16 protein-coding genes are annotated in these 24,677 nt (G+C 68.5%); 7 read left to right on the top strand and 9 right to left on the bottom strand.

Going from position 1 to position 24,677, the window contains the following annotated elements; genetic code table 11:
• The first annotated feature begins 50 nt into the window (after positions 1 to 50).
• Positions 51 to 548, top strand: coding sequence for a DUF2505 domain-containing protein (locus OHB24_RS36500; protein ID WP_327635478.1), 498 nt, complete (start codon positions 51 to 53; stop codon positions 546 to 548).
• Here the strand turns inward: OHB24_RS36500 and OHB24_RS36495 are convergent.
• Positions 540 to 1,418: a LysR family transcriptional regulator gene (locus OHB24_RS36495; RefSeq protein WP_327635477.1), complete on the bottom strand. Its 879-nt coding sequence runs from the start codon at positions 1,416 to 1,418 to the stop codon at positions 540 to 542. The genes OHB24_RS36500 and OHB24_RS36495 overlap by 9 nt on opposite strands.
• A 73-nt stretch (positions 1,419 to 1,491) precedes the next feature.
• Between OHB24_RS36495 and OHB24_RS36490 the strand changes: the two genes are divergently transcribed.
• The gene (locus OHB24_RS36490; protein ID WP_327635476.1) at positions 1,492 to 1,872 is read left to right on the top strand and encodes a hypothetical protein; all 381 of its coding nucleotides are present in this window, start codon (positions 1,492 to 1,494) and stop codon (positions 1,870 to 1,872) included.
• Positions 1,865 to 3,403: a multicopper oxidase family protein gene (locus OHB24_RS36485; protein WP_327635475.1), complete on the top strand. Its 1,539-nt coding sequence runs from the start codon at positions 1,865 to 1,867 to the stop codon at positions 3,401 to 3,403. Before OHB24_RS36490 ends, OHB24_RS36485 begins: the two co-directional genes overlap by 8 nt.
• 1 nt (position 3,404) lies before the next feature.
• Here the strand turns inward: OHB24_RS36485 and OHB24_RS36480 are convergent, their stop codons facing one another.
• Positions 3,405 to 4,961, bottom strand: a complete 1,557-nt coding sequence (locus OHB24_RS36480; RefSeq protein ID WP_327635474.1) for a mucoidy inhibitor MuiA family protein — start codon at positions 4,959 to 4,961, stop codon at positions 3,405 to 3,407.
• A gap of 203 nt (positions 4,962 to 5,164) precedes the next feature.
• On the opposite strand from OHB24_RS36480, the gene OHB24_RS36475 reads away from it, so the two are divergent.
• Positions 5,165 to 7,240, top strand: a complete 2,076-nt coding sequence (locus tag OHB24_RS36475) for a DUF222 domain-containing protein (protein WP_327635473.1) — start codon at positions 5,165 to 5,167, stop codon at positions 7,238 to 7,240.
• 213 nt (positions 7,241 to 7,453) lie between these two features.
• Here OHB24_RS36475 and OHB24_RS36470 read toward each other — a convergent pair whose 3' ends face one another.
• Positions 7,454 to 7,825, bottom strand: a complete 372-nt coding sequence (locus OHB24_RS36470; RefSeq protein ID WP_327635472.1) for a hypothetical protein — start codon at positions 7,823 to 7,825, stop codon at positions 7,454 to 7,456.
• Positions 7,822 to 8,022 carry a hypothetical protein gene (locus OHB24_RS36465; RefSeq protein ID WP_327635471.1) on the bottom strand — a complete coding sequence of 67 codons (201 nt, stop codon included), beginning with the start codon at positions 8,020 to 8,022 and terminating at the stop codon, positions 7,822 to 7,824. Before OHB24_RS36465 ends, OHB24_RS36470 begins: the two co-directional genes overlap by 4 nt.
• Before the next feature lie 207 nt (positions 8,023 to 8,229).
• Here OHB24_RS36465 and OHB24_RS36460 point away from each other — a divergent pair, with 207 nt between their 5' ends.
• Both OHB24_RS36460 and OHB24_RS36455 read left to right on the top strand, forming a co-directional pair.
• Entirely contained in the window at positions 8,230 to 9,300 is a 1,071-nt protein-coding gene (locus tag OHB24_RS36460) for a LacI family DNA-binding transcriptional regulator (RefSeq protein ID WP_327635470.1), read from the top strand.
• A gap of 11 nt (positions 9,301 to 9,311) precedes the next feature.
• Positions 9,312 to 12,704, top strand: a complete 3,393-nt coding sequence (locus OHB24_RS36455; protein ID WP_327635469.1) for a sugar-binding protein — start codon at positions 9,312 to 9,314, stop codon at positions 12,702 to 12,704.
• Between the two features lie 46 nt (positions 12,705 to 12,750).
• Here OHB24_RS36455 and OHB24_RS36450 read toward each other — a convergent pair whose 3' ends face one another.
• From OHB24_RS36450 to OHB24_RS36430, 5 genes are all read right to left on the bottom strand, one after another.
• Entirely contained in the window at positions 12,751 to 14,844 is a 2,094-nt protein-coding gene (locus OHB24_RS36450) for a hypothetical protein (protein ID WP_327635468.1), read from the bottom strand.
• Between the two features lie 44 nt (positions 14,845 to 14,888).
• Positions 14,889 to 16,007, bottom strand: coding sequence for an epoxide hydrolase family protein (locus OHB24_RS36445; protein ID WP_327635467.1), 1,119 nt, complete (start codon positions 16,005 to 16,007; stop codon positions 14,889 to 14,891).
• Positions 16,004 to 16,834 (bottom strand): alpha/beta fold hydrolase, encoded by an 831-nt coding sequence (locus OHB24_RS36440; RefSeq protein WP_327635466.1) that lies wholly within the window; start codon positions 16,832 to 16,834, stop codon positions 16,004 to 16,006. The genes OHB24_RS36445 and OHB24_RS36440 overlap by 4 nt, the downstream gene beginning before the upstream one ends.
• Before the next feature lie 77 nt (positions 16,835 to 16,911).
• Entirely contained in the window at positions 16,912 to 18,900 is a 1,989-nt protein-coding gene (gene ligA / locus OHB24_RS36435; RefSeq protein WP_327635465.1) for an NAD-dependent DNA ligase LigA, read from the bottom strand.
• Between the two features lie 50 nt (positions 18,901 to 18,950).
• Positions 18,951 to 20,534 (bottom strand): DHA2 family efflux MFS transporter permease subunit, encoded by a 1,584-nt coding sequence (locus OHB24_RS36430; protein ID WP_327635464.1) that lies wholly within the window; start codon positions 20,532 to 20,534, stop codon positions 18,951 to 18,953.
• A gap of 860 nt (positions 20,535 to 21,394) precedes the next feature.
• Between OHB24_RS36430 and OHB24_RS36425 the strand changes: the two genes are divergently transcribed.
• A complete protein-coding gene (locus tag OHB24_RS36425) occupies positions 21,395 to 24,607 on the top strand; it encodes a BTAD domain-containing putative transcriptional regulator (RefSeq protein ID WP_327635463.1) in 3,213 nt (1,070 codons plus the stop codon).
• Positions 24,608 to 24,677: the final 70 nt, after the last annotated feature.

Genomic DNA, 24,677 nt, shown 5'->3' with positions numbered 1-24,677 from the left:
AAGCTGCAGGGCCCGTGACCGTGCGTTGGCAGGCGGTGCAAGATGGGCGCATGGATCTGTCTCTCGCCACGTCGTACGACGCCTCCCCGGAGGAAGTGTTCGCGATGATCACCGACGTCACGTTCCAGGAGCAGGTGTTCCAGCGGCTGCAGGCGCAGTCGTACGACGTGGTGGTGGGCGATGACGGTGAGGACCTGGCGGTTCAGTTCCACTGGCAGACCCAGGTTTCCGACGTACCGGTGGTGGCCCGCAGGTTCGTCGGGAACACGCTGGAACTGGAGCAGTCCAAGGTCTGGCATCGCCCGGACGTCAACGGTGCGCGGCTGGCCGAGGTCGAGGGAGCGCTCGCCGGTGTGCCGGTGAAGCTGACGGGTACGACGCGGATCGTTCCGGAAGGCCGCGGGACTACGCAGGCGTTCGACCTGCAGGTGACGGCGTCCGTTCCGGTCGTCGGCACCCGCCTCGAACTCCTGGTCGCGGAGGCCGTGCGAGTCAGGCTCGAGAAGAAGTTCGAGGTCGCGTGGTCCTGGTTGTCCGGATCACTCTGACCAGTTCCAGGTGGTGATTGCCGTGCGCATCAGTTGGGCGGCGGTGGTCAGGTTGGCGTCGGCACTCCAGAGCAGCGAGAGGGTACGGCGGCACTCGGGGTGGTCGACCGGGATCGCGGCGACGGGGTAGCCGGGGATCGAGCGGCGGGCGAAGTCGGGATTGAAGCCGATGCCGAGGCCCGCGCGGATCAGTTCCTGGATGGCCGCGGCCTCGTCGCTCTCGCAGACGATCCGCGGTGTCGCGCCGGTGTCGGCGAACAGCCGGTCGAGAAGTCGGCGTTGCCAGTGACCTTTGCTGGCGATGACGAACGGCTCGTCGACGAGATCCTCGATCGTCACCGACGTACGGCTTGCCAGCGGGTGGTCGAGGTGCGTCACGACGCGGACGGCCTCGTCGAGCAGGACGGCTGATTCCAGGCCGGCGCTCGGGATGGGCTGGGACGCGACGCAGAGGTCGATGTCCTGGGCGCGTAGCCGTCGGGGCATCTCGTCGGCCGACATCTGCTGGAGCTCGATCTCGATGGCGGGATGGTCGCGTTTGAAGCCGGCGACCGACTCGGTCAGGGCGAGGAAGGTCTCGGCGGCGAGTCGCACGCTGCCTGAACCCTGCACGGTCGCTTCGGTGACGGCTCGTCGACCGGCGTCGAGTTCGCCGAGGGCGCGTTCGACGTACCCGCGGAACAGGACGCCGGCCGGGTTCAGGCGGAGGCGGGCGGCTCGGTCGAACAGCGGCGTACCGAGTTCGCTCTCGAGGCGGGCGATCGTGCGGCTCAGCGATGGCTGGGCGGTGTGGAGTTCGTCGGCGGCGCGGCTGAGGTGTTCGAGGCGGGCGACCACCACGAACTGGCGGAGCATGGTCAGGTCCATCATGACCCTTCCGTCATAACGAGATAGCGATATTGGTCTTGGACGCTCATAACACTCGAATCATAGTGTCTGGTGCATGGTGAGCGGTTGGGTGTTGCGGGGCGTCGTGAGCGTCCATCTGGTGGCGATCGTCGGTCAGCCGGTGTTCGCCGGTGTCTATCTGAGCGGTGACTTCGACGGGTTGCGCATGCACGCGGTGGGGGCGGACATCGTCACCTCGCTCGGGTATCTGCAGGTGATCGCGGCGATCGTGGTGTGGGTGCGGTTGCGGCAGGTCTGGCCGTTCGTCGCGTCGTTGGGTGTGGTGGTGGCGGAGACGGTGCAGTACTTCGCGGGGCAGGACGGGGCGTTGTGGTTGCACCTCCCGTTGGGGGTGATCACGGTCGCGGCTGTGGTCGTGCTGTTCATCGGGGTCTGGCGGCAACCCGTCGTACGGCGGGAGGTCGAGCATGCGTGAGCGGATGAGCCGGCGTCAGGTGCTGGGGATCGGGGGAGCGCTCGGGGTGGTGGCAGTTGGTGGGTTGTCGAGTGCGGCTGCACTGTCGCGGCGTCCGGCGTCGACGGGTGCCGTGTTGCGTAGCGCCGTACCGTTGCCGCCGGCGTTCCAGGTGCCGTTGCCTGTTCCTTCTGTGTTGTCCGGTGCTTCGATCGAGATCGTGCAACGGGAAGTCACGGCGGAGGTCCTGCCCGGTGTGCCTACTCGGTTGTGGACGTACGGCGGGACGTTCCCTGGGCCGACGATCGAGTCGCGTCGAGGGCAGGCGGTGACGGTTGCCCATCGCAACGAGTTGCCGGTGCCTACCGTCGTACACCTGCACGGCGGAAGGACGCCGGCATCGTCCGACGGGTATCCGACCGATCTCGTGCTGCCTGCCGGGTGGGGGCATCTGGGGCACGGGATGCACGATCCGCGGGCGGTGACGAGCTCGATCACGCGGTCGTACACGTTCCCGTTGGATCAGCGGGCGACGATGCTCTGGTACCACGATCATCGGATGGACTTCACCGCGCCGGCGATCTGGCGCGGGCTGGCCGGTATGCACATCGTTCGCGATTCCTCGGAGGAGTCGCTCGGTCTGCCGTCGCGAGAGCTGCCACTGATGATCACCGACCGGGCGTTCGCTGCCGACGGGTCGTTGGCCTATCCATCGATCGACCCGACGCTGCAGATGCAGCATGGTGTCCAGGAGCCTTATATTGCTGGGGTTCTGGGTGATGTGATCCTCGTGAACGGCGCGCCTTGGCCGGTGCACGAGGTCGACGCTGCGCGGTACCGGCTGCGGATCCTGAACGCGTCGAACGCGCGGCATTACGACCTCGAAGCGGTCCTCGACGACGGACGCCGCCTCGACCTCGTGCAGATCGGCGCCGATCAGGGGCTGCTCCGTGCACCGGTTGTCCATCGCAACCTGCCGATCGCCCCGGCCGAGCGGTACGACGTGATTGTCGACTTCGCCCAGGTGCCGCTGGGGAGCCGGGTGCGGATCGTCAACCGGGTTGGATCCGGGCGCACGCGCGAGGTGATGGCGTTCAGCGTCGTACGGAAAGCAGCTGACAGCAGCCGGATCCCTGACGTGCTGTCCGACGATCTGCCGGTTTGGCAGCGGTCGGAGGCGGTACGGGTGCGGGACTTCTCGTTCCGTGCCGGTCAGATGGGGGACGGGCACGGCTGGCTGATCGGCGGGCAGCCGTTCGCGCCCGACCGCACGGACGTCACCACGCGGCTCGGCGATGTGGAGATCTGGCGGTTGGTTGCTGACGTCCACCATCCCGTCCACCTGCACCTCGTCGGCTTCCGGGTGCTGTCACGCGGCGGGCACGCTCCCTTGCCGCACGACGCCGGTCTGAAGGACACGGTGTCGCTGCGGCCGGGGGAGTCCGCCGAGATCATCACCCGCTTCGACGGCTACCGCGGGCGCTACCTCTTCCACTGCCACAACGCCGAACACGAAGACATGGGCATGATGGCCAACCTCGAAGTCACCTGACCTATTCGCGCCAGCCGGTGAGGTCTACGGACTTGGCGGTGTCTACGCGGAACGCGAGTTTGACGGTGGTCTCGGTGTCGGGGGCGAGGTCGAGTTTCCAGGTGATGACGCCCAGGTCGGTGGTTTCCGCGGGTTCGGGGTCGGCGGTCAGTCGCTTGACGGTGATCTCGTGGTCGCGGGGGACCGGGAACTGGTCGAGCACCGTGATCCGGGCGGTGTGCGGCGTGTGGTTCTCGATCTTCGTCTCGTACTCGACCTGCCGGCGGCGCGTCGACCCGAGCGTCGCCTTCGTCGCGTCCCGCCGTACCAGCTTCCGCTCGACCCGGATTCGGTCGTCCAGGCCAAGAGCGAGCTCGACGTCCTCTCCAGGCGCCCACAACGGCAACGCGGCTGAGCCGACGAAGTCCGCCTCGTGGAAGACCGCCGCCTTCCCGGCCGGCAGCGTGTGGACGGACGAGTTCACTACGGTGGCCCGCAGATGGACGTCGGTGGACCGCACCGGCGCCGTGATGTAGTCCAGGTCGGCGTCGAGCTCTATCGAGGCGATCGTCGCGCGGTGCGTCGCGCCGTCGGCCGGTACGGCGACGGGTCGCGGCGGGGTGTACGTCGCCGCGGTCACGCCTTGTTCGACGGTTGCGTCGAGGTCGACGAAGTCGGCTGACTGGAGGCTCTCGGCGAATGCCGCCTGCGGTATCACCGCGCCGCGGGCCATTGGGACAGCGGCCGGTGCGGGCGGCATCGGCGGGCGCGCGCGATCGAGGTACCAGGCGTCGAGCTCCGGCACCTTCGCGGTCACGGTCGGCCGCGCCGTCGACAACGTGAGGTCGCATTCGGGCCAGTCCTCGCCGGTGTGCTGGGTGATCAGCCCGTACCAGCTCAACGTCAGCCGATCACCCTTGAGACGTACGTCGTACGAACTGGTCCAGCCGGCCGCGGGCACGACGTACGAGAGTTCGATCTCGACCTCCGCCTCGGACTCCAGCGCCAGCGCAACAGCCGCGGTACGCCGGTCCGGCTCGCGCTTCTCCTTGAGCGCGGCGAGCCGACGGCCCACCGCAGCGAGTCGTTCCTCCACCTCGCGTCGCTGCGCAGTCAGCTCCCGACGCGTCGCCCGTACGGCGGACAACCGCCCCGCGAGCGACTCCGTGAACCCGCCGAGCTCCGCCCCCGGATCACCCGACGCCAACGTACGCGCGAAACTCCCACCGGCTCGCTTCGCCAACTGCGACAGGAAGGTCTCGAGCTGCACCTGTACGTCGTCCGCGTCGCTGAGCGCCGCGACCTCGTCCTGCGCTGCACGCTGGGCCCGCCTGAGCTCGGCGACCGTCTCGTCCGGAGCCTGCGCGTGATGCCGCGTCGCCACATCCACCCCGAGCACCGTCGCCGGCCCGCGCCCCGAGACTCGCACCGAGTCCTCCTCGAGCAACAGCGGCAGCGGCTCGACATACACAACCTGATCCCCACCAGGCACCTTAATCCGCCCGCGCCGAGTAACCCGCGCCCGATCCGGATAAACAGTCACACCAACAACCGGCGCCTCCACCACAAGCTCACTCATCCTCCGACAGTAGGCCAGCAAAGGAGTAACAACCCCACTCCCAACCTCGGAGACGACCGCACCGGCCGTCGAGGCACCTGGCGTCAACGTAGCCGCACCTGCTGCATACACGTTTCCCGGTGCTCCGGTCGTGTGACATTTCCCCTTGTGGATAAGGGAAAACGACCTAGCCCTGCTCTTCCGTTTGGCATAGAATCGAACGCATGTTCGAGGAAGATCTGGAGTCGCTCCCGACCCGCGACCTGCTGGAAGGCGCCGCCGACTGCCGGGCCGTCGCCAGCCAGGCCGACGCGCGGCTGCTGGAATGCGCCCAGATCTACGCCGACCGCTTCCACCCCTCCGCCTGCCAGCCCCGCCCGTCCCGCCGCGCCTATGAAGGCCGCGAACGCGCAGTCGTCCTGGGCGGCGACGGCTGCCCCGAGATCGCCGAATTCGCGATCGCCGAGTTCGCCGTCGTGCTCGGGGTCTCGCCCGGAGTGGGCAGCGACATCCTCGCCGACGCCCTCGCGTTACGGCACCGGTTCCCGCGCATCTGGGCGCGGATCCAGGCCGGCGAGGCCACCCCGTGGAAGGCCCGCCAGATCGTGCAAGCGTGCAGGAAACTCGACCACGCGGCCGCGGAGTACGTCGACCGGAAAGTTGCCGCGATCGTGGACACCCTCCCGCCGTACCGGCTGGAAAAGATCGCCCGCGCCGCCCGCAAACACGCCGACCCCGCCCGCGCCGCCGCCGAGACGGCCGAGGCAGCTGACGAGCGCGGCGTTCATGTCGGACGCGGCGACGGCCACGGCAACAAAACCATCTACATCAAAGCCCCCGCCGCAGCCGTCAACCACTGCAACGCCACCATCACCGACATCGCCGAAGCCCTCCACAAACTCGGCGACACCCGCCCAGTCCAGCACCGCCGCGCCGACGCCATCGACATCCTCTCCGACCCCCGCTTCACCCAAGAACTCCTCGACCAAGCCCGCAACCTGCCCCACCCACCCCCACCGGACCCGACGACCAGCCCCACCACACCCCAGCCGGGCACCAACGACGAACCCCACACCCCCACAACCCCCGACAACCCAGCCGCGCCAACCCACCCGCCGGTGCAGGACGACGCGGTGGTGCCGGACAACTCGGTGGTGCAGGACAACGTGGTGGTGCAGAACGACGTGGTTGTGCAGGACCCGGTGCTGCAGGACGACGGGGTGCACGACGGGGTGCGCGACGTGGTGGTGCCGGACGATGTGGTGGTTCCGATTGGGGAGAGCGGCGGGTATGGGACGCAGGCCAGCTCCGCCGATCTGCGGCTTCCCGGCTCCCGACGTCTACCCGACCCGCTCGAGTCGGCAGACTCGCTCGAGCGTCCGAGGTTGCTCGAATCAACGGACTTGCTTGAATCGCCAGAGTCGCTCGATCTGCAGGGGCCGCTCGAGCCGGTGGGTCCGCTGGACGATCCGTGGCTGGAAGCTGCCGCGCCCTGTGATCTCGATCCGCCGACCGACCCGTTCGACAGACGAACACCAGCCCACGCCCCAGACGCGGACGCGTGCGACGAACCCGGTGCGGGTTCGGCGTTGGATGCTGCCGCGTTGCGGGTGCTCCGCGCCAAGCTCGCGCAGATCAAGCAAGACGCCTACGCCAACCCGAGCTATCCCACCCAACCCGAGAGTCCGCCCGACCCAGGCAGTGCGCCTGACGCGGGTAGCTCGGGTGAGTCGAGGCGTTCGGGGGTTCCGGCGCGACCGGGCGGCGGGGCCAAGGGGCGGGTGCGGCCGGGGCAGACTGAGGTGGTTGTGCATCTGACTGATCACACGTTGGCTACCGGTTGTGGGGTGCTGCGTGCTGAGGCGATTGGGCCGTTGCTGGCGGCGCAGTTGACCGAGCTCGTTGGTTATGGGCCGTACACGGTGAAGCCGGTGATCGATCTGAACGATGCGGTCAGTGTTGATGCGTATGAGATCCCGACGCGGATCCGTGAGCGGGTCAAGCTGATGCATCCGGCCGAACTCTTCCCGTACGGGACCCGTGAAACCACGAACACTATCGATCTGGATCACGTCGAGCCGTATGACCCGCATGGGCCGACTGGGCAGACGAGTACGGCGAATCTTGCGCCTTTGGGTCGTTTCGGGCACCGGGTGAAGACCCATGCGCGTGGCTGGAGTGTGCGCCGGATCGACGACCGGACACTCGAGTGGAGGACGCCTCACGGGTTCACCTTCCACGTCGACCCCGACGGCACCCACCGAGTCGACCCCGACGGCACCGACCGAGTCGACCCATGAGGCGTGGCCGAGTGCAGGCCGAACGCCTGCGGTACAAGCCCCGACGGCGAGGGTGGCTCCAGCCTGCGCAACCGGGGGCGGCTAGCACCGAGATCGACACTGGCGCCGAACCGATCGTGCCCGTCGCCGCGGCTCCTCGCGGCACGAGGGGTCGCGAGGGGTCGCGAGGGGTCGCGAGGGGTCGCGAGGGAAGTTGCCGTGGGTTGTGAATGATCAGCCGCTCGGGCAGGGGAGGCCTGAGCCGTCGAGGCCGTCGGAGGGTTTGGATGGGGTGTCGGTGAGGACGATCGTGCCGCCTAGGGCGCCGAGTAGAGCGGTGGTCAGTAGGAGGACGGAGAGGGCGGTCAGGGCGCGGGTGGATCGTAGGAGGGCGACGCCCGCACAGACGGCTGCTACCAAGCACATTGCGATTCCGACGAGTGTCACGGCGCCGACCTGGGGGAGTGGTGGGACGTGACGGCAGTCTTGGGCCAGGACGGTTTCGAGCCAGTGTTGGCGGCGAGACCACCGGTACCAGTAGGCGAGCGCACCGACAATCAACGCCAGTACGCCGCCGAGGATGAGGCCGAGGGAGCGTCGCCTCATGCCTGCGGAGCGCGACGTTGCACGACTAGAAGGTGGGCGAGCCAGGTCTCGTGACCGGCGTACGACGGAATCGGTGCACAGCCCGGTCGAACCGCGCGCAGCCGCCGGGTGGCGAGCCGCGCCGACGCTGACCGGCAGGCGCCGTCGGCTGCTGTGCCGGGGCTTTGTCCGATCGGCGGGATCGGTTCGACCGCCATGACCCCTCCCCGTTCGTCCACGTTGAGCGCATCAGCCTAGGACTCCCGGGGTCGACCGACGGCCGGCCGCCCTGGCACATCGCCAGCTTCGTGCCCGACGGCATTAGCGTTAAAAGTTCTGCCCGTGGCTCAGCTCTTGACGGCGTCCATGATGACTCAGTAGCTTGCAGGCGTTGTTTTTAACGTTAATATCTAGCAGGAGGCGGGATGGGTCCGCAGCACACCAGTCGGGGGCCGGCTCCGCATGGGTATGTGACGCTCGCGCAGGTCGCGCAGCGGGCCGGGGTGTCCGCGCAGTCGGTGTCGAACGCGCTCAACAACCCCGACCGGCTCGCGGCGGAGACCCGGGAGCGGATCCTGGCCGCCGTCGAGGAGCTGGGCTACGAGCCGAATCTGAGCGCTCGCGCGCTGCGCAACCGGAGCTCGTCACTGATCGCGTTCAAGATGCGCCCGTCCCGCCCGGACAAGGCGTCGCTCCTGATGGACGACTTCCTGTACGTGCTGAACGCGGCCGCCGTCGAGGCCGGCTACCACCTGATCCTGTGTCATGCCGAGGACGGCCCGGCCGGCGAGATCAAGGCGTACCGGGACCTGCTGAAGAAGACCTCGATCGATGCGTTCGTTCTGGCCGAGACGCATCACAACGACGACCGGGTGGCCGCGCTGCGTTCGTGGGGTGTGCCGTTCGCGTCGTTCGGCCGCTCCTGGGACGGCGACGACAGCCTCGCGTGGGTCGACGTCGACGGCCGCGCCGGCACCCGCGCCGCGACCGACCACTTGGCGGCGCAAGGACACACGAGGATCGGCCACATCGGCTGGCTCGCGGAGTCCGAGCTCGGGCAGGACCGCCGCGAAGGATGGCTCGACGCCTGCCGCGAGCGGAAGCTCGAGACCGACCTGCAGGCCGCCGTCGTGGACTCTCTCGAAGCCGGCTGCCAGGCCGCACACCGCATGCTCGATGCCTCGCGTCCCGCGACTGCGCTGGTCTGTGCCTCCGACACGCTCGCGCTCGGCGTGATGCGGGCGCTGCACGAAAGAGGCCTGCGTCCCGGGGTCGACGTCGCGATCACCGGGTACGACGACTCACCGACAGCTGCCCTGGTGAGTCCGGGACTGACCACCCTGCGCCAGCCGATCGACGAGGTCGGTCGGCAGCTGATCCAGGCCATCGACAACCTGATGGCCGGCGATCCCCGCCAGCCGCAACACGTCCTGCTCGAACCGGAACTGGTGGTCCGCGGATCCAGCCTTCCCGGACCACGTACGCGTACCTCCTGAAGGGACCCAAGATGAGGCACGGAACCAGACTGCTAGCGGTGCTAGGCGCCGCAGCGCTCGTGGTGACCGCAGTGATCCCCGCCCCGGCCGCACCCGCGGCCGCCCCGCCCACTGACCCGTTCGTGGTGAACGTCGAGAACCTCCCGAACGGGCGCGGAGTCGGCGGCGCCATGGATCTGACGTCGTACGGCGACCTGGACTGGGTTCACGTCACCGGGACCGGGATCGACCGCAAGGCCGGCGTACCGCAGAGGATCGCGGTCGACGACCTGAACCCCGAGGGTGGCCGGACCACGCTCGACGACAGCCCGATCTCGTTCGGCTGGTCGGACGGAGGGTCCGCTGCGACGGGCGTCACCACTGGAGGCGTGTTCAACTACGACACGACGACCGTGGGCGACACGACGGCCCACGACGCCGGCTACCGGATCACCGTTCCGGCCGCAGACTCGCCACGACGCCTGGTGTTCGTGGGTGGGATCTGGCAGGCCACCGGAACCGTCACCGTCGCGGCGGTTGACGGCAGCGGCACGGCGTACACCACGCAGATCAACGCGAGTGGTACCGCGGCCGCGAAGCGCTACACCGTGACGATCCGCGCGGGTGAGGGCGTCGTCGTGACGGGCAGATTCGCGAGCAAACTCCAGGCGGCGGGCAACCTGTCCCTGTCGGCTGCGGCGCTCTCTACGGTTGGCTCCGGTCTAACCGCGACCGCGGCACCGGTCTCGATGAACCTGACGGCCGAGGGCGTCGACGATTGGCTGCACCTGGACGGATCGACGGTCAACCGTCGCGCCGGCGTACCGGATTCGACGCCGCGGCTCGCGGTCGCGAACCGGCAGACGGGCGCAGCGATCGGCGCGCAGAGCGACAACCCGGTGAGCTATTCGTGGACGAACGGTACGCCGACCGCGTCGCAGCCGGGCACGCGTCACGGCGGGATCTTCTTCGCCGACGGCGCGAACACTGATGTCGACCTCACCGACCCGTACGGCTACGACCTCACGGTCCCGGCGGCAGCGGAACGTCGTACGCTGCGCTTCGTCTCGGGCGTATGGCGTGCCTCGGCGAAGATCTCGGTCTCTGTCAACGGAGCGCCGGCCGTCGTGAATACAGATCTGGTCAGCACCGATCCGTCGGTCACCAGGCTGTTCGAACTCGATCTCGAGCCCGGAGACTCGGCTCGGATCAGTGCGCAGCTGACTCGCAAGACGCATGCCTCCGGCAACGTCACGCTAGCCGGAGCCACAGTGGCGAGCGACTACCGCCAGCTGGTCCAGAACGTGCTCAACGAGGCCGCTTCGGCCGATGTGTACGCCGCGAGCGCGTCCGCGCAACGTCAACTGGACAACGAGATCACGGCCGCGACGGCGACCCTGGCCGACGGCGGAGACCTGCGACTCGCATACACCTTCCTCAAGGCGGCCTTCGACGAGGCGCTGTCGTCCGCGGCGAACGCGCAGTACACCTCCGTGACCAACCCGGGGCTCACCTCGTCGTTCGGTTGGGAGGGTGATCTCAACGCGCCGATCGCCTTCATCGACGGCAGTTACCGGCTGCGCAGCCGGGGCGACGCGATGATCACGTTCGGGGTGCCGAACATCCCGGGCAAGATCAAGTGGACCAACGCCGAGGGGTACCTGCCGGCGTTCATCAGCGAGTACTCGAAGGACGGGCTCGCGATCAAGGTCGAGAACTTCGCCGACCTGGTCGTTGTCGGAGGCAACCGGTTCGAGGTCGCGTACTCGCGGATGATGGTCACCAACACCACCTCGGCGCCGGCCCGGCTGCCGCGGGTCTCGAACCTGCCGACGCCTCTGAACCCACAAGCCACCACGGTCGGCGCCGGGCAGACCGTCGTACGCGACTATGCAGTGGCGGCCGATCGGTTCGGTGGCACGTACGACTGGCCGACCGCGGTTCAGCTCCAGCAGCTCGGCGGGTTCGACAAGCACTACGGCCACATGCGTCAGTACTGGAACAACCGCCTGTCGGCGATCGCGAACATCACCGACCTGCCGGACAAGCGCCTGATCAACGCCTACAAGGCCGGGTACATCTACACGCTGATCATCCGTGACGACATCAACGGCGCAAAGGAACTGCACGTCGGCGAGAACGGGTACGACGAGATGTTCGACCACGACACGATCGGCATCGTGTCGACGCTGCTGACGATCGGCGACTTCACCTACGCACGCGACTACCTGTCGACGCTGCCGGCGCAGCTGCAGTACGACGACGCGAAGTGGAAGTACAGCTGGCCGTACGCTGTGTACCTGCAGCGCACCGGCGACAAGGACTTCATCCGCAGCCGGTTCGAGACCATCAAGAAGAACACCCACACGATCGAGACCGACCGGATCGACGGCGGTACCGGGATCATCAAGCAGACCGACGCGATCGACTCGCACGGGTACTGGACGATCGACAACTGGTCCGCGCTGACCGGGCTCACGACGTACCGCTATCTCGCCACGGCACTCGGTGAGACGGCCGAGGCCGCGTGGGCGAAGGCGGAGTACGACGACCTGCTGAAGGTGGCGACTGCCCGCATCGAGCAGACGATGAAGCAATACGGCCTGGACTACATCCCGATCTCGATGGTCGAACCGAACGAGACCGGTCCGCGCAAGGATCCGCGGGACGCCAACTGGGCCTCGATGTTCCTGTTCGGGCGATGGGCCTGGGACGGGTACCTGTTCGGCGCCGCGCAGAGCGGGACGATGTTCGACAAGATCGACGACACGTACACGCACGGGTTCGAGCGGCGCAAGGATGTCTCGGACACGATCTACAACTTCGGCGGGTACCCGCACGGATACTTCTCGAGCGCGTACAACGCCGGGTACGGGAGCGCCGCGCTGCGCGGTGAGCAGTATCGCGATCTGGGGATCAAGTCGTACCAGTACATGATCGACAAGACGATGAGCGGGCCGTTCGGCTGGTGGGAAGGTGTCGACTACCCGAGCGCCGACTCCCCGTGGAACATCGACCATGCACGCGGCGGTGGCGGGTCGAACCAGCACATGTGGGGTCAGTCGACCGCGACGAAGGTCCTGTTCGACTCGCTGATCGCGGAGAAGTCCGACGGCACGGTGATCATCGGGCGCGGTGTGCCGAACGAGTGGATCCGCACGCGGCAGAAGATCGGGCTCAACAGCTATCCGGTCACCAACGGCGGCCGCCTCGGCTACCGGCTGACCACGGCCGGCAAGACCGTGACCCTCCAGCTCACCGGCAACACCTCAACCCCCACCGGCTACAGCCTCGAACTCCCGGCGCTGCGCAACAACATCGCGTACGTCGCGGCAAAGGGCGCAACCGTCAACCAAGCCGCAGGCACCATCCACCTACCCCGCGGCACCACCCACGTGACAGTAGTCCTCCGCCACACCATGTGAGCCCCGCGTGCCGGGACCCCAGCACCCTGCTGGGGTCCCGGCACGATCAGAAGCTGACCTCGATGGGAGTGCCGGCAGGGACGCCTGGATGCCGCAGCCAGGCGATGCCGGCCTCCGCGTCGTACCGAAGCTCGGCGCCGTCGACCGACACCGGCTCACTCGGCACGCGCAGAGCGGTCGTGACCTGCACGCCCTGCGGTGCCTCGCAGGAGAAGCGGATCCCGGTCTGATCCTGCTGCCAGTTGACGACCCGGCCGGCGGACGCGAGCAGTGTCTCCTCGTCGTAGGTGAGGTCGCGGAGCCAAGTCAGCTCGCCCGGGCCGAACGAGCGATGCCGGACGAGACCCAGTTGCGGATCGAGCAGGTCGAGATAGGTGCCCTCGACAACATGTGAGCCGCCGCTCTCCTCCAGCACGGCGCCGATCAGATACGGACCGCGCTGCACCGACAGCCAGTTGGTCGATTCCCAGGAGTCACCGGCCAGCTCACGGATCGCCGCGACCAGCTCAGCGGCGCGCTCGGGTGATTCGGTGAAGTCCGCCGGGCGGGTCGGAAGGAACCGCACCCGCCCCTGACCGACCGCCTGTACGCCGTCGTGCTTGCGCTCCACGCCGAGTGCTTCGGCCAGATGGTCCGCGCAGGTGTCGTACCGACCCGTCCACCAGGAGCGGATCTCGTGGTACGGATCCGCGCCGTCACCGACGTACAGCAGGCTCCCGCCGCGACTGACCCAGCCGGCGAGCGCGTAATGGATGCCTGGGGCAAGAGGTTTCTGGAACTCGTAGCTCAGGACGAGTACGTCGACATCGTCCAGCGCATCCGGCGTGTCGAGCACGTTCTCCAACTGCACCGGGCAGACCCGCTGCCCGTCGTACAGCGGCGGGAGCGCCAGGCCGTAGAAGTCGGAGAAGTGCAACTGCTCACGGCCCTCGAGCGCCAGCGCATCCTGCAGACCGTCGTAGTGTCCGCTCTCCCCACCAGGAGCCCAGCGCTGGAACATGGCTGTGTCAGAGAGCGCGATCCCGATCCGGGGTCCTTCCTGAGCCCACCGCACGTCGGGTTGATCGAGGTCGCGCAGGCTGTTCATCGCGATCAGGTAGCTGGTGGCGGTGTCCGGCGGAATGAGCTCCCGTTCGCTGGATCCCTCACGCAGGTACGGCCGGTTGAAGATCCGGTTCGGCCACGGCGCCACCTCGTAGCGCGCGACGCCCGGGTGCAGCAGCGACGCGATGAGGGTCCGCTGCCAGTTGGCCAGGTAGTCCTCCCAGGTGCGGTCCGGGTGGTCCTCGATCGGGTCGTGCAGGAACCACATCCGCCGGTCCGTACCGCGGGTCAGGTCCTGCGCGATGCCGTACTCCAGGTACGCCGTCTCGAACGTGCGCTCGGCGACCTTCCCGGCGTACACGTTCGGCGTCCGGGACGTTCCGGTCCACACCTGCGCGATCGCGCCGTCGATCGAGGGCAGGGTCCGCAGGCGTGATTCGGGGCTGATGATCTGCCACTGGGTGTAGTTCAGGAGACTGTGCGTCGGCACGTAGAAGCGCACCTGCCGACCCTGCTGGAGTGCCTCGTCGCGCAGCACCGAGGTGACGCGGTCGAGGCTGCGGGAGAGCAGGTGCTGCTTGAGTTGGCCCGAGCGGAAGTGCGCTTCGGGAGTGCTGTGCGGAGGCTGCCACGGCTCGTTGAAGAAGGCCTGCCACTCGCGCTTGAACGACTCCGAGTAGCCGGCGCGCGCCCAGAACTCCGGCTCCTCGAGATGGATGCCCTCGACACCCAGCTCGATGATCGGGCGGAGCTTCTGCACCAGGTACTCGGTGAAGTTGAAGGTCGGGACCATGTACGGGATGTCGGTGCTCTCACCGTGCAGGATCGGCGACCCGTCACCCGCCGTCTGCGCGTCGTCCCAATGACCGGATCCGTCCCACCGCCCGTCCAGGTAGTCCTGATAGGTACCCCAGGAGATCCCGGTCATCAGGTGCACGCGATACCCGGCCTCACGCCAGCGCGCGATCCGCTGCGGTGTCGTGTCGTTGAGGCCGTAGACCATCACGAAGTCGGTGCGGAGGTCGATGGATTCGTCGTACGGCGCCTGCTCTTGAAAGCCTGTCAGCTCGCCGTCTTTGCCGGTGCTGTTCGCCATACATCCACCCTCTACGGTCCAGCACGCCGGGCGCCAGCCTGGCGTCAGGAACTGGACAGCAGCTTCTCGTAGAAGACGCGGATGTCCTGGACCAGCAGGTCGGTGGCTTGGTGGGCGGCGTAGTGGCCGCCTCGGTCGTGCGTGGTCCAGGAGATGATGTTCGCGTGGTCGCGCTCGGCGTACGCGCGGATCGAGTTCAGGTCGTCCGGGAACTGGGCCAGGGCGAGCGGTGCCGTGGTCGGTGTGCCGGGCACGGTCTGCCGTTGATGCTCGGCGTAGATGCGGACGGCTGAGGTCGCAGTTCGGGTCAGCCAGTACGCCGTGACGTGGGTCAGGAGCGTGTCGCGGTCGAGGCCACGCATGACCTGGCCGTTCCAGGCGAGCAGACCGACGGGGGAGTCGGTCAGACCGAACCCGAGAGTGTGTGGTTTCTGGGCGTGCACGTGCGCGTAGGAGCTGTAGTTGCGCTGAAGGTCGCGCAGATCGTCGAGGGCCTCGTTCTCTTCGGTCGTCAGTGCGTCGCGATCCGGCTCGGCGTTCGGGGGATAGGCGAGCCATTCGCCGTCCGGGAACGAGAACAGCTGGGTCACGTGGACTCCGACGACCGCGTCGGGCGCGACGCGGCCGAGCTCGGGAGCGACGTGCGAGCCCCAATCGTTGCCCGCCGCACCATAACGGTCGTACCCCAGCCGCTCCATCAGGACCGCCCATGCCCGGGCGATGCGCTGCGGTCCCCAGCCGAGGTCCGGTGTCGGTCCGGACCAGGCAAATCCCGGCAGCGACGGGATCACCAGATCGAAGGCGAGGCCTTCGGCCGGATCGGTCAGCGGCTCGATGACGTCGAGGAACTCGACGACGGACCCGGGCCAGCCGTGCGTGAGGATCAACGGGAGTGCGCCCGGGCGGGGGGAGCGGATGTGCAGGAAGTGGACGTTCGTCCCGTCGATCGTGGTCGTGTACTGCGGGTACTGGTTCAGCCGCGCCTCCCACGAGCGCCAGTCGTAGCCGTCGCGCCAGTAGTCGACGAGTTCCTCGATCCACCCGCGCGGTACGCCGTACCCGGTCAGATCGCCGACCGGTTCCGGCGCCCATCGGGTGCCGGCCAACCGATGCCGCAGATCCGCGAGGTCCGCCTCCGGTACGTCGATCGTGAAGGGCCTCATCGGACGACCTCCGCGAGCCAGTCGAGGCCCGGCTCGGCGTGCTCGACGATCGTGAAGTGACTCGCGCCCTCGCATACCCGCAGGGTCGCTGTCGGGCAGTGCGCCGCCAGCCAGCGGCCGTGACTGACCGGGATGATGCCGTCCGTGGTGCCGTGCAGCAGCAGGACCGGAGCCGTGATCGTGGCGGGGTCGCACCCCCACGGATGCGTGTACGACGCGTCGTCGTCGATCTGCCCGTACGGGCCGGCGTCGAGTCCCGGACCTGCGACCTTCCCCAGCCAGCCCCACGGACCGTCGAACATCGCCAGGTCGTCGCCGGTGAAGCCCGCGTCGTAGTCGAACCCCGAGTTGTGCAGGGCCTCGCGTACGTCGGCCCCGGCCGCCGCACTGCCCAGCGCCGCGATCGACGACGGCACCATCCCGTCGAACCAGGCCAGTCCGTCGCCGCCGTACGGCGCGATCGCCGCCAGCGTGACGACCGCGCGGACCCGTTCGCCCAGCGCAGCGGCGGTGCCCAGCGCGAACGTCCCGCCCCCGGAGTACCCCGCGACCGCGAAGTGCCCGATCCCGAGCGAATCCGCCACCGCGGCCGCATCGCCGGCGACCGAGGCGACCGACCTCCCGCGCTGCACCGTCGAGCCGCCGTACCCCGGCCGGTCGAACGACACCCAGCGCAGTCCCAGCCGGTCGGCCGCGGCGAACAGCGGCTCCGGCGGCGCGCCGACGTTCGGCGTTCCGTGGTTCCACAGCACCGGGAAGCCGTCGCCGCCGGTGTCGTAACTGTGCAGCGTGCGGCCGTCGGCCAGTTGCAGGTCGCGCTCGATCATCTCAGTCCGCCTTCTGGGTCTGTTCGTCTTGTCGAACGAGACATCGGAACCGACGTACGGACCTCGACAAAACGAGTTCAGCCGAGCAAGTCGGCGGATCGGAGTTGTTGCCAGATCTCGGACTGGTCGACGACCTCGACGCCGAGCTTCTCGGCCTTGGTGAGCTTGGAGGCGCCGACGTCGGCGCCGGTGATGAGCAGGTCGGTGCTGGCCGAGACCGAGGACGCGATCGTCGCGCCGGCCTTCTCGCAGAGTCGCTGGAAGGCGGGTCGTGCGACCTTCTCGCCGGAGCGAGGATCGCTGATGGATCCGGTGACGACGACTGTCTTCCCGGCCAGCGGTGCACCGGCCGCCACGACCGGCGGCAGGTCTTCCTCGCGTACGTCGAGTGAGACGCCGGCTGCACGGAGTCGTTCGAGCTCGGGCCGGAGGCGGGTGAGGTGCTCGATCAGTGAGGCGGCGACCTTCGGGCCGATGTCCTCCACGGCGACCAGGCCGTCCTCGCCCGCATCGGCGACGGCTTCCAATGACGCGAATCCGGCCCGGCACAACCTGGCCGCGGTGCCCTCGGAAGCCATCGGGATAGCGAGGCCGATCAGCGCGCGGCGCAGCCCGACCTGCCGGCTCGTGTCGATCGAGTCGATCATGCGGGCGGCCGAGACCTCGCCGATGCGGTCGAACTCCAGCAGCCCTTCGGCCGTCAGCTTGTAGAAGTCCGACGGGTTCTCCAGGATCCCCGCGTCGGCCAGGCGCTCGATCCAGACTCCGCCGATCGCGTCGATGTCGGCTGCCGCGCGGGACGCCCAATGGATCAGCCGCCGTACGGTCTGGGCCGGGCACGAGACGTTGGTGCAGAACAGTTCGCGGCTGTTGCCCTGCTCGGTCAGCGGCTGCTCGCACGACGGGCAGGTGCTCGGCGGCACGATGTCGCGCTCTTCGCCGGTGCGCTTCGATGCGTCGAGTACGCCGGCCACGAACGGGATCACGTCACCGGCCCGGCGGACCAGGACCGTGTCGCCGATCTTGATGCCGCGGGCCTTGATCACCTCCTGGTTCGCGAGCGTCGCGCGCGTGACCGTCGTACCGCCGACGAAGACGGGCTCGAGCCAGGCGACCGGGGCGATCTTGCCGGTCTTGCCGACGTCCCAGACCACGTTGGCGAGCACCGTGGTCTTCTCCTCGGCGGCGAACTTGAACGCCAGCGCGCCGCGCGGAGAACTCGAACGGGTGCCGGCCGCGGCGAACGCGTCCCGATCGGCGAGCCGCAGGACGGCGCCGTCGAGGTCGTAGTCCAGGACGTTGCGTTGCTGCTCGATCGTGGAGATCACCGCCTGCGCCGCGGCGGCGTCGTCGCAGTGCCGCATGTCGGCGACGGTGAACCCCATCGTCTGCAGCGCCCGCTCGAGGTCGGCGTCGGCCTGGTCGGTGAGCAGATCGAAAGCCAGGAACTGCAGGCGCCGCTCGGACACGGTGGCGGCGTCCTTGGCGCGCAGAGTCCCGGCGGCGGCATTGCGCGGGTTGATCAGCGGCTTGTCCGGGTGCGCGGCGTTGTAGGCGGCGAACGTGGAGCGCAACATGACGGCCTCACCGCGGACCTCAACCCGGTCCGGTACGTCGAGGCGGTCGGGAACGCCGTCCGCGAGGGCCCGCACGAGTGGAGTCACGTCGTCGCCGGTCGTCCCGTCACCACGGGTGATCGCCCGGGCGAGGCGGCCGTTCTCGTAGACGAGGGCCAAGGAGAGGCCGTCCAGCTTCGGCATGACGACCACCGACTGCCCGGGAAAGCGGCCGAAGAAAGCCTCGACCTGCTCCGGGCGGGTCGCCTTCTCCAGCGACAGCATCGGTCGCGAATGCCGGATCGGCGCGTGCAGCACCGCCGGCGCGCCCACCTGCTCCAGCGGGTTCGGGTCGGGCGCGAGCTCCGGGTTGGCCTCGACGAGCGTCCGCAGTTCGTCCTCGATCGCGTCGTAGTCCGCGTCGGCGACCGACGGCGTACCGCGGTAGTAGGCGTCACGCAGTTCGACGATGCGATCGGCAAGTTCCTGGATCCGCTCCCCAATGTCCACGTACGGACACTACCCAAGCACTCGGACAATCCGCGCGATCTCCTTGCCGGTTACTCGATCACAGCGTCCTTGTCGGCGAGATGAGTCACCTCGCGTTTGCGGGGGAGCATCAAGGCCGGCACCAACGTCAGGAGCACCAGCGCCCACGCCACCCAGTACGTGTGCGCGAACGACGAGGCGGCGTCGACCAGCCCCCGCGCGATCGCGGCCGGGTCGAGGTGCAGCGCGGCGACGTTCTCCGGACGGGTGTTCGACAGGATCGCCGCCTGCGTCTCGCGAATCCCGTCGCCCAGCCCGGGGATGTTCTGGGTGCCGGGGATGATCGGCGAGTTGTTGAGCTGGTTGGTGAGGATGACCGACATCGTCGCGACGCCGACCGACGACGCGATCTGCTGGCTGATGTTGAGCAGTGTCGAGCCGCGCGCGACCTGGGGTCCGGAGAGCGTCCGCAGGGCCGTCGTGAACAGCGGCATCATCGTGCCGCCCATCCCGAAGCCCATCACGACCAGCATCGCGATGATGGCGATGTACGGCGTGGTCTCGGTGACCTGGGTCAGACCGAACATGCCGATCACGATCCCCGCGAGCCCGAACGGCACGATCCGGCCCACCGGCACCTTGTCGACCAGTCGGCCCGCGATCGGCATCGTCACCATCGCGCCGAGGCCCTGCGGCGCGACCAGGAGACCGGCGTGCAGCGTGGACTCGCCGCGGATCTGCTGGAAGTACGTCGGCACCAGCAGCAGCCCGCCGAAGAAGGCGGCCGCGAACAGGAACATCGTGATGATCGAGATCGTCAGGTTGCGGTCGCGGAACAGCCGGAGGTCGAGCAGCGGATGCTCGGGCCGGAACGAGTGCCACACGAACGCCAGCATCAGCAGTACACCGATCAGGATGGAGACCCAGACCCGCGGCGCTGTGAAGTCACCGCCCTCGGCGGGTAGCGACGAGACGCCGAACAGGAACAGCGCGAGCCCGGGGGACATCAGCACGACGCCGAGGAGGTCGAGCGACTCCGTGCGCTCCGCCGTGTCCGGAGCCAGCGCGCGCCAGGCGTAGACGAGCGCGATCGCGCCGAGCGGCACGTTGATCAGGAAGATCCAGTGCCAGCTCGCCACCTGGATCAGCCAGCCGCCCAGGATCGGGCCGAGGATCGGGCCGAGCAGCATCGGTACGCCGAGGATGGCCATCAGCCGGCCCATCCGGTGCGGGCCCGCGGCGCGCGTCATGATCGTCATACCGAGCGGCATCAGCATGCCGCCGCCGAGCCCCTGCAGGACCCGGAAGCCGATCAGCATGTCGATGCTCGACGCGGTCGCACACAGCGCGGAGCCGGCGGTGAACAGGAAGATCGCGGTCATGTACAGCCGCTTGGTGCCGAACCGGTCCGCGGCCCAGCCGGTCAGCGGGATCACGGTCGCCAGCGCCAGCGTGTACGCCGTGACCGTCCAGGCGACGTGCGAATACGCGATCGGACTCTCGGGCGTACCGAACTCGTCCTGGAAGGTCGGCAGCGCGACGTTCACCACGGTGATGTCGAGAATCGACATGATCGCGCCCAGCACCACCACTCCGGCGATCTTCAGCACCGCGGCGTCGATGTGGTCGGGATACTCGGTAGCGCGCTCGCTCACAGTCTGTCCCCCCTCGGCACGAAACTTCCTGAGCAGACCCTACGCCCGAAACCCCACCCGAAAGCTACCCCTTCGCCCACCCGGTACACCCCGCGTCGCGACCACACAACACACCGTGCCCAACTATCTGCCCCCAAGATCGATCCAGTAGCGGTCTCGGTCGGTGAGATGGGGTGGGGTATGTCTATTGGATCGGTAGACTTTGAGGTGGATCGCGTCCCGGTGGGTTCGTTGCCATCGGCCCCGTTCACCAGGCGGGACCGCGGGTTCCGGGGCGCGGTCCGTGCGACGAGGAGAAGGTGAGCTGTGATGAGTGCGGATGATGTCTCATGTGAAGCAGGTGTGGGTGGGCCGATCCGACGCCCTCGTCCGAGTACCGCAGTCACTCCGTTCCGCGAGTCGTGGATTTCTCGGTGTTGGACCGCACCGGCGGCCTGCGGGAGCTGTCGTGGCGGGGGAAAGAAGTCGTCGCTCTCTGCAAGTTTGTTTCCCCGCTCTTTTGGGTTTGGCCCGGATCGCCCCACTCACCTCCGCCCGCACAGGTGAGCCCGTCTCGTGGGGCAGCCGTGCGGTGACGGTGGTGGCCACGGACAGGAACTGGGGACTGGCGACAGCAAATGCCCCCTGAGTTCAGGCCCCCACAACCTGTCTCGGTCCCTGGACAGGGCGACAATCACCCACCCATCGGGCAGGAGAGCCGGATATCCCCTCGCGTGCGGGGACGAAGTAGCCGGGTGGTACGACGGCCGACCGGACTACGGACCGAACTGCGGACCGCACCGCGGAACGGCCAGGCACCGGCGGTCGTTGCTGAGGGCCCGTAATCGGAGGTGACCTGCCCGCTTCCGTAGGATTGTGCCGTGCCCCGCAGGCGACAGGAGGAGCCGTCGATCGGGTTCGGCGCGCTGTTGCGGCGATTGCGCCGGGACGCGGGGGTCACCCAGCGGGACCTCGCCGAGCGGGCCGGCGTCAGCATCGCGGCGATCCGCGACCTGGAACAGGGCCGGACCCGCAGCCCGAAAGACAGTTCGATCGAGGCCCTCGCGCAGGCGCTAAAGCTGACCGGACCCGAAACCGAGTCCCTTCAGGCCGCCGCCAAGATGCACCGCCCGGTCGCCCTCCCCAGCGCAGCCGGACCGGTGTACGTCGGCGTACTCGGCCCACTCGAAGTCCGCACCGGCAACCTCGCGGTACCGGTCAACTCGGCTCCGCAACGGACCCTGCTGGCGCGGCTCGCCCTGACCGCCGGTACGACGGTCGCCCAGGACGAACTGATCGATCTCCTCTGGCCACGCGGCGCACCCGTCAACGCCGTCAACCTGCTCCAGACCCGCGTCGCCAGACTGCGACGCCTGCTCGAAACAGGCCGGACCTCCGTCATAGTCGGCGGCCGCGCCGGCTACCGCTTGGCGCTCGATGACCTCGACCTCTTGCAGTTCCGCGAGTTCACGGCCGAGGCAGCGCGCGCCGAGCCGGAGATCGCCCTGGCCAAGCTCTCGAACGCCGTGGACCTGTGGCGTGGCGACACCGACGTGGACGCGATCGCCCAGAGCCCGCTCTATGTGGCCGTCGTCAACGAGTACACGGCCGCCGTTCGAGCCTTCGCTGCGCTCGCACGCGACCTCGGCGAGCCGGAGCAGGCACTCGAACCACTGCGCGGACTGGCCGTGCGGCACGAGTTCGACGAGCCGTTGCACGTCGAGCTGGTCCAGACACTGGCTGCCGCGGGCCGGCAGGCCGAGGCGCTGACGGCATACGACCGGATCCGGACCGCGCTCGTGGAGCACCTCGGCATCGACCCAGGGGAGCGGCTCCGCTCAGTTCACCTCGAGGTGCTGCGGCAACAGACCGGTTCTCCAGCTGAGCCGTCGACGCGCGTGGTCATCCAGCAGGCACCGTCCGCGCCACCGGACTTCGTCGGAAGGGCCGAGGAACTGGAGACGATCCGTACGGCGCTCGCCGGGTCAGCCGGTGTGTCGTCGCGCGCCGTGCTGATCAACGGCATCGCCGGCGTCGGCAAGACCGCATTGGCCCTGACTGCCGCGCATCAGCTCCGCGAGCAGTACCCGGACGGGCAGCTGTACGCCGACCTGCGCGGCAGCGACACGACTACTCCCGCGCCGGTCCAGGTGCTCGGCCGCTTTCTGCGAGCCCTCGGCGTACCTGGTCGGCGTATCGGCACGGACGAAGCCGAAGCGGCCGCCTTGCTGCGCAGCGAGCTTGCCGACCGCCGGATGCTGGTCCTCCTCGACAACGCGCAGGATGCGGCCCAGGTGCGGCCGCTGCTGCCAGGAGCGGGCCGTAGCGACGTGATCGTCACCAGCCGGCGGCGGATGCCGGACCTGGTGGCCGCGGGTGTTGTGAGTCTGGAGCCGCTGCCGCACGAGGACGCCGTACGGCTGATCGCCTCCACAGCGCGGACGCCTCGACTCGATGCCGACACCCAGGGTGTGCGTGCACTTGTCGAGGCGTGTGCCCGGCTCCCGCTGGCGCTGCGGATCGCGGGTTCGCGGCTCGCTACCCGGCAGGAGTGGACCGTCGCCGATCTGGCCGACCGCCTCGACGACGGCAACCGGCGGCTCACCGAACTCAGCCTTGGCGAGTCCAGCGTCCTGAACAGCTTCCAGCTCAGCTACGCGGATCTGAGTGCGGACGCCCAGCGCGCGTTCCGGATGTGCAGCCTGCATCCCGGTGACGACTTCAGCGCCGACAGTACGGCGATCCTCCTCCGTACGTCGACCGCCGAGGCCGACCGTGTGCTCGAGTCGCTGCTCGAAGCGAACATGCTCCTCCAGCACTCGAAGGACCGCTACCGGTTCCACGACCTGCTCGGCCTGTACTCGCGACGCCTCCTCGCCGAGGACCCCGAACAGGAGGCCGCGCGGACCCGGCTGCACACCTGGTACGCCGAGGCCGTGACCGCCGCGATCGACTGGGCCTATCCGCAACTCCTGCGCCTCGATGTCCATGGTGAAGCGGACTGGTACTTCGGCTCCGAGGACGAGGCGCTCGCCTGGATCGATCACGAACTGCCCGCATTGCTGGCCGTTGTGCAGAGTGCGGAGGAGTCCGGTGACTTGGCGTGGCGGATCGTGGACCAGCTCCGCGGGTACTTCCTGCTGCGCCGGGACGCGGACGGGTGGCTTCCTGCGGCCCAGGCCGGGTTGGACGCCGCGACCACGGCCGGCGACGACCGGGTGTGCGTTGCCATGCTGCTCAACCGGGCGCAGGCCTTCGGGGCGGTCGGACGTGACGCGGACGCGCTGTCCGACTGCCTGGCCGCGTCGGCCCTTGCGGTCGGCGTGGGATGGAACGAGGCAGCGGCCTATCTGGCCCATCAGATCGGGTGGCTGCAACTCGAGCGCGGCATGCTCGTCGACGCCGAGCTCTGGATGCACCGCGCGACGGAGCTGACCGCCGACGATCAGCGCGGCCACATCCGCGCCATCGTGGTCAACGGACTCGGGATGATCCGGCTCCACCAAGGCGAACTCGCCGAAGCGGCGGACCTCTTCGCGGCCGCGCTGAAGCTCAACGAGAACGGTCGAGAGACGTCGGCCCTCGCGAACCGGGGCAATCTGGCGAGCGCGTTGCGGCAGCTGGGCGAGGTCGATCGTGCGGCCGGGCTGCTCGACGACGTCGTGACGGCGTACCGTCGCCGCTCGCACGTCCGCGGCGAGCTGTCGACGCTGGACGAGCTGGCACGGTTGTACAGCCAGCGCGGCGAAGGTACGCCGGCCTTGCGTGCGGCGCTGCGAGCTCACCAGCTGGCCATCGTCGTACGCGATCGCAAGGCCCAGGCGCAGACCGCGTCGGCGGTCGCCGAGGCGCACCTCGCACTGGGTGACGCCATCGCAGCGATCGACTGGATCGAGGACTGCCTGACGATCGCCCGCGCAACGTATCCCTTCCTCGAGACCTGCGCCCTGCTGACTCTCTCGACCGCACAGACCCAAGCCGGCGACCCAGCAGCAGCTGCCGAGGCCGCCACCCGAGCAGCCTCGATCGCGCATACCCACGGCTTCCACCTCCTCGAAGCCCAAGCCGCAGCGCTTCTCCCAATCCACACCTGACTCCAGGCGGATCGGTTGCTCCGGGGGAGCGCGTGGCTTATCGTTGCGCAAACGATTGAGCAGCTGGTGA

Source organism: Kribbella sp. NBC_00482, from assembly GCF_036013725.1.
Taxonomy (GTDB): Bacteria; Actinomycetota; Actinomycetes; order Propionibacteriales; family Kribbellaceae; genus Kribbella.
The sequence above is the reverse complement of the archived record's forward strand: the minus strand, read 5'-3'. Positions and strand labels throughout refer to the sequence as shown.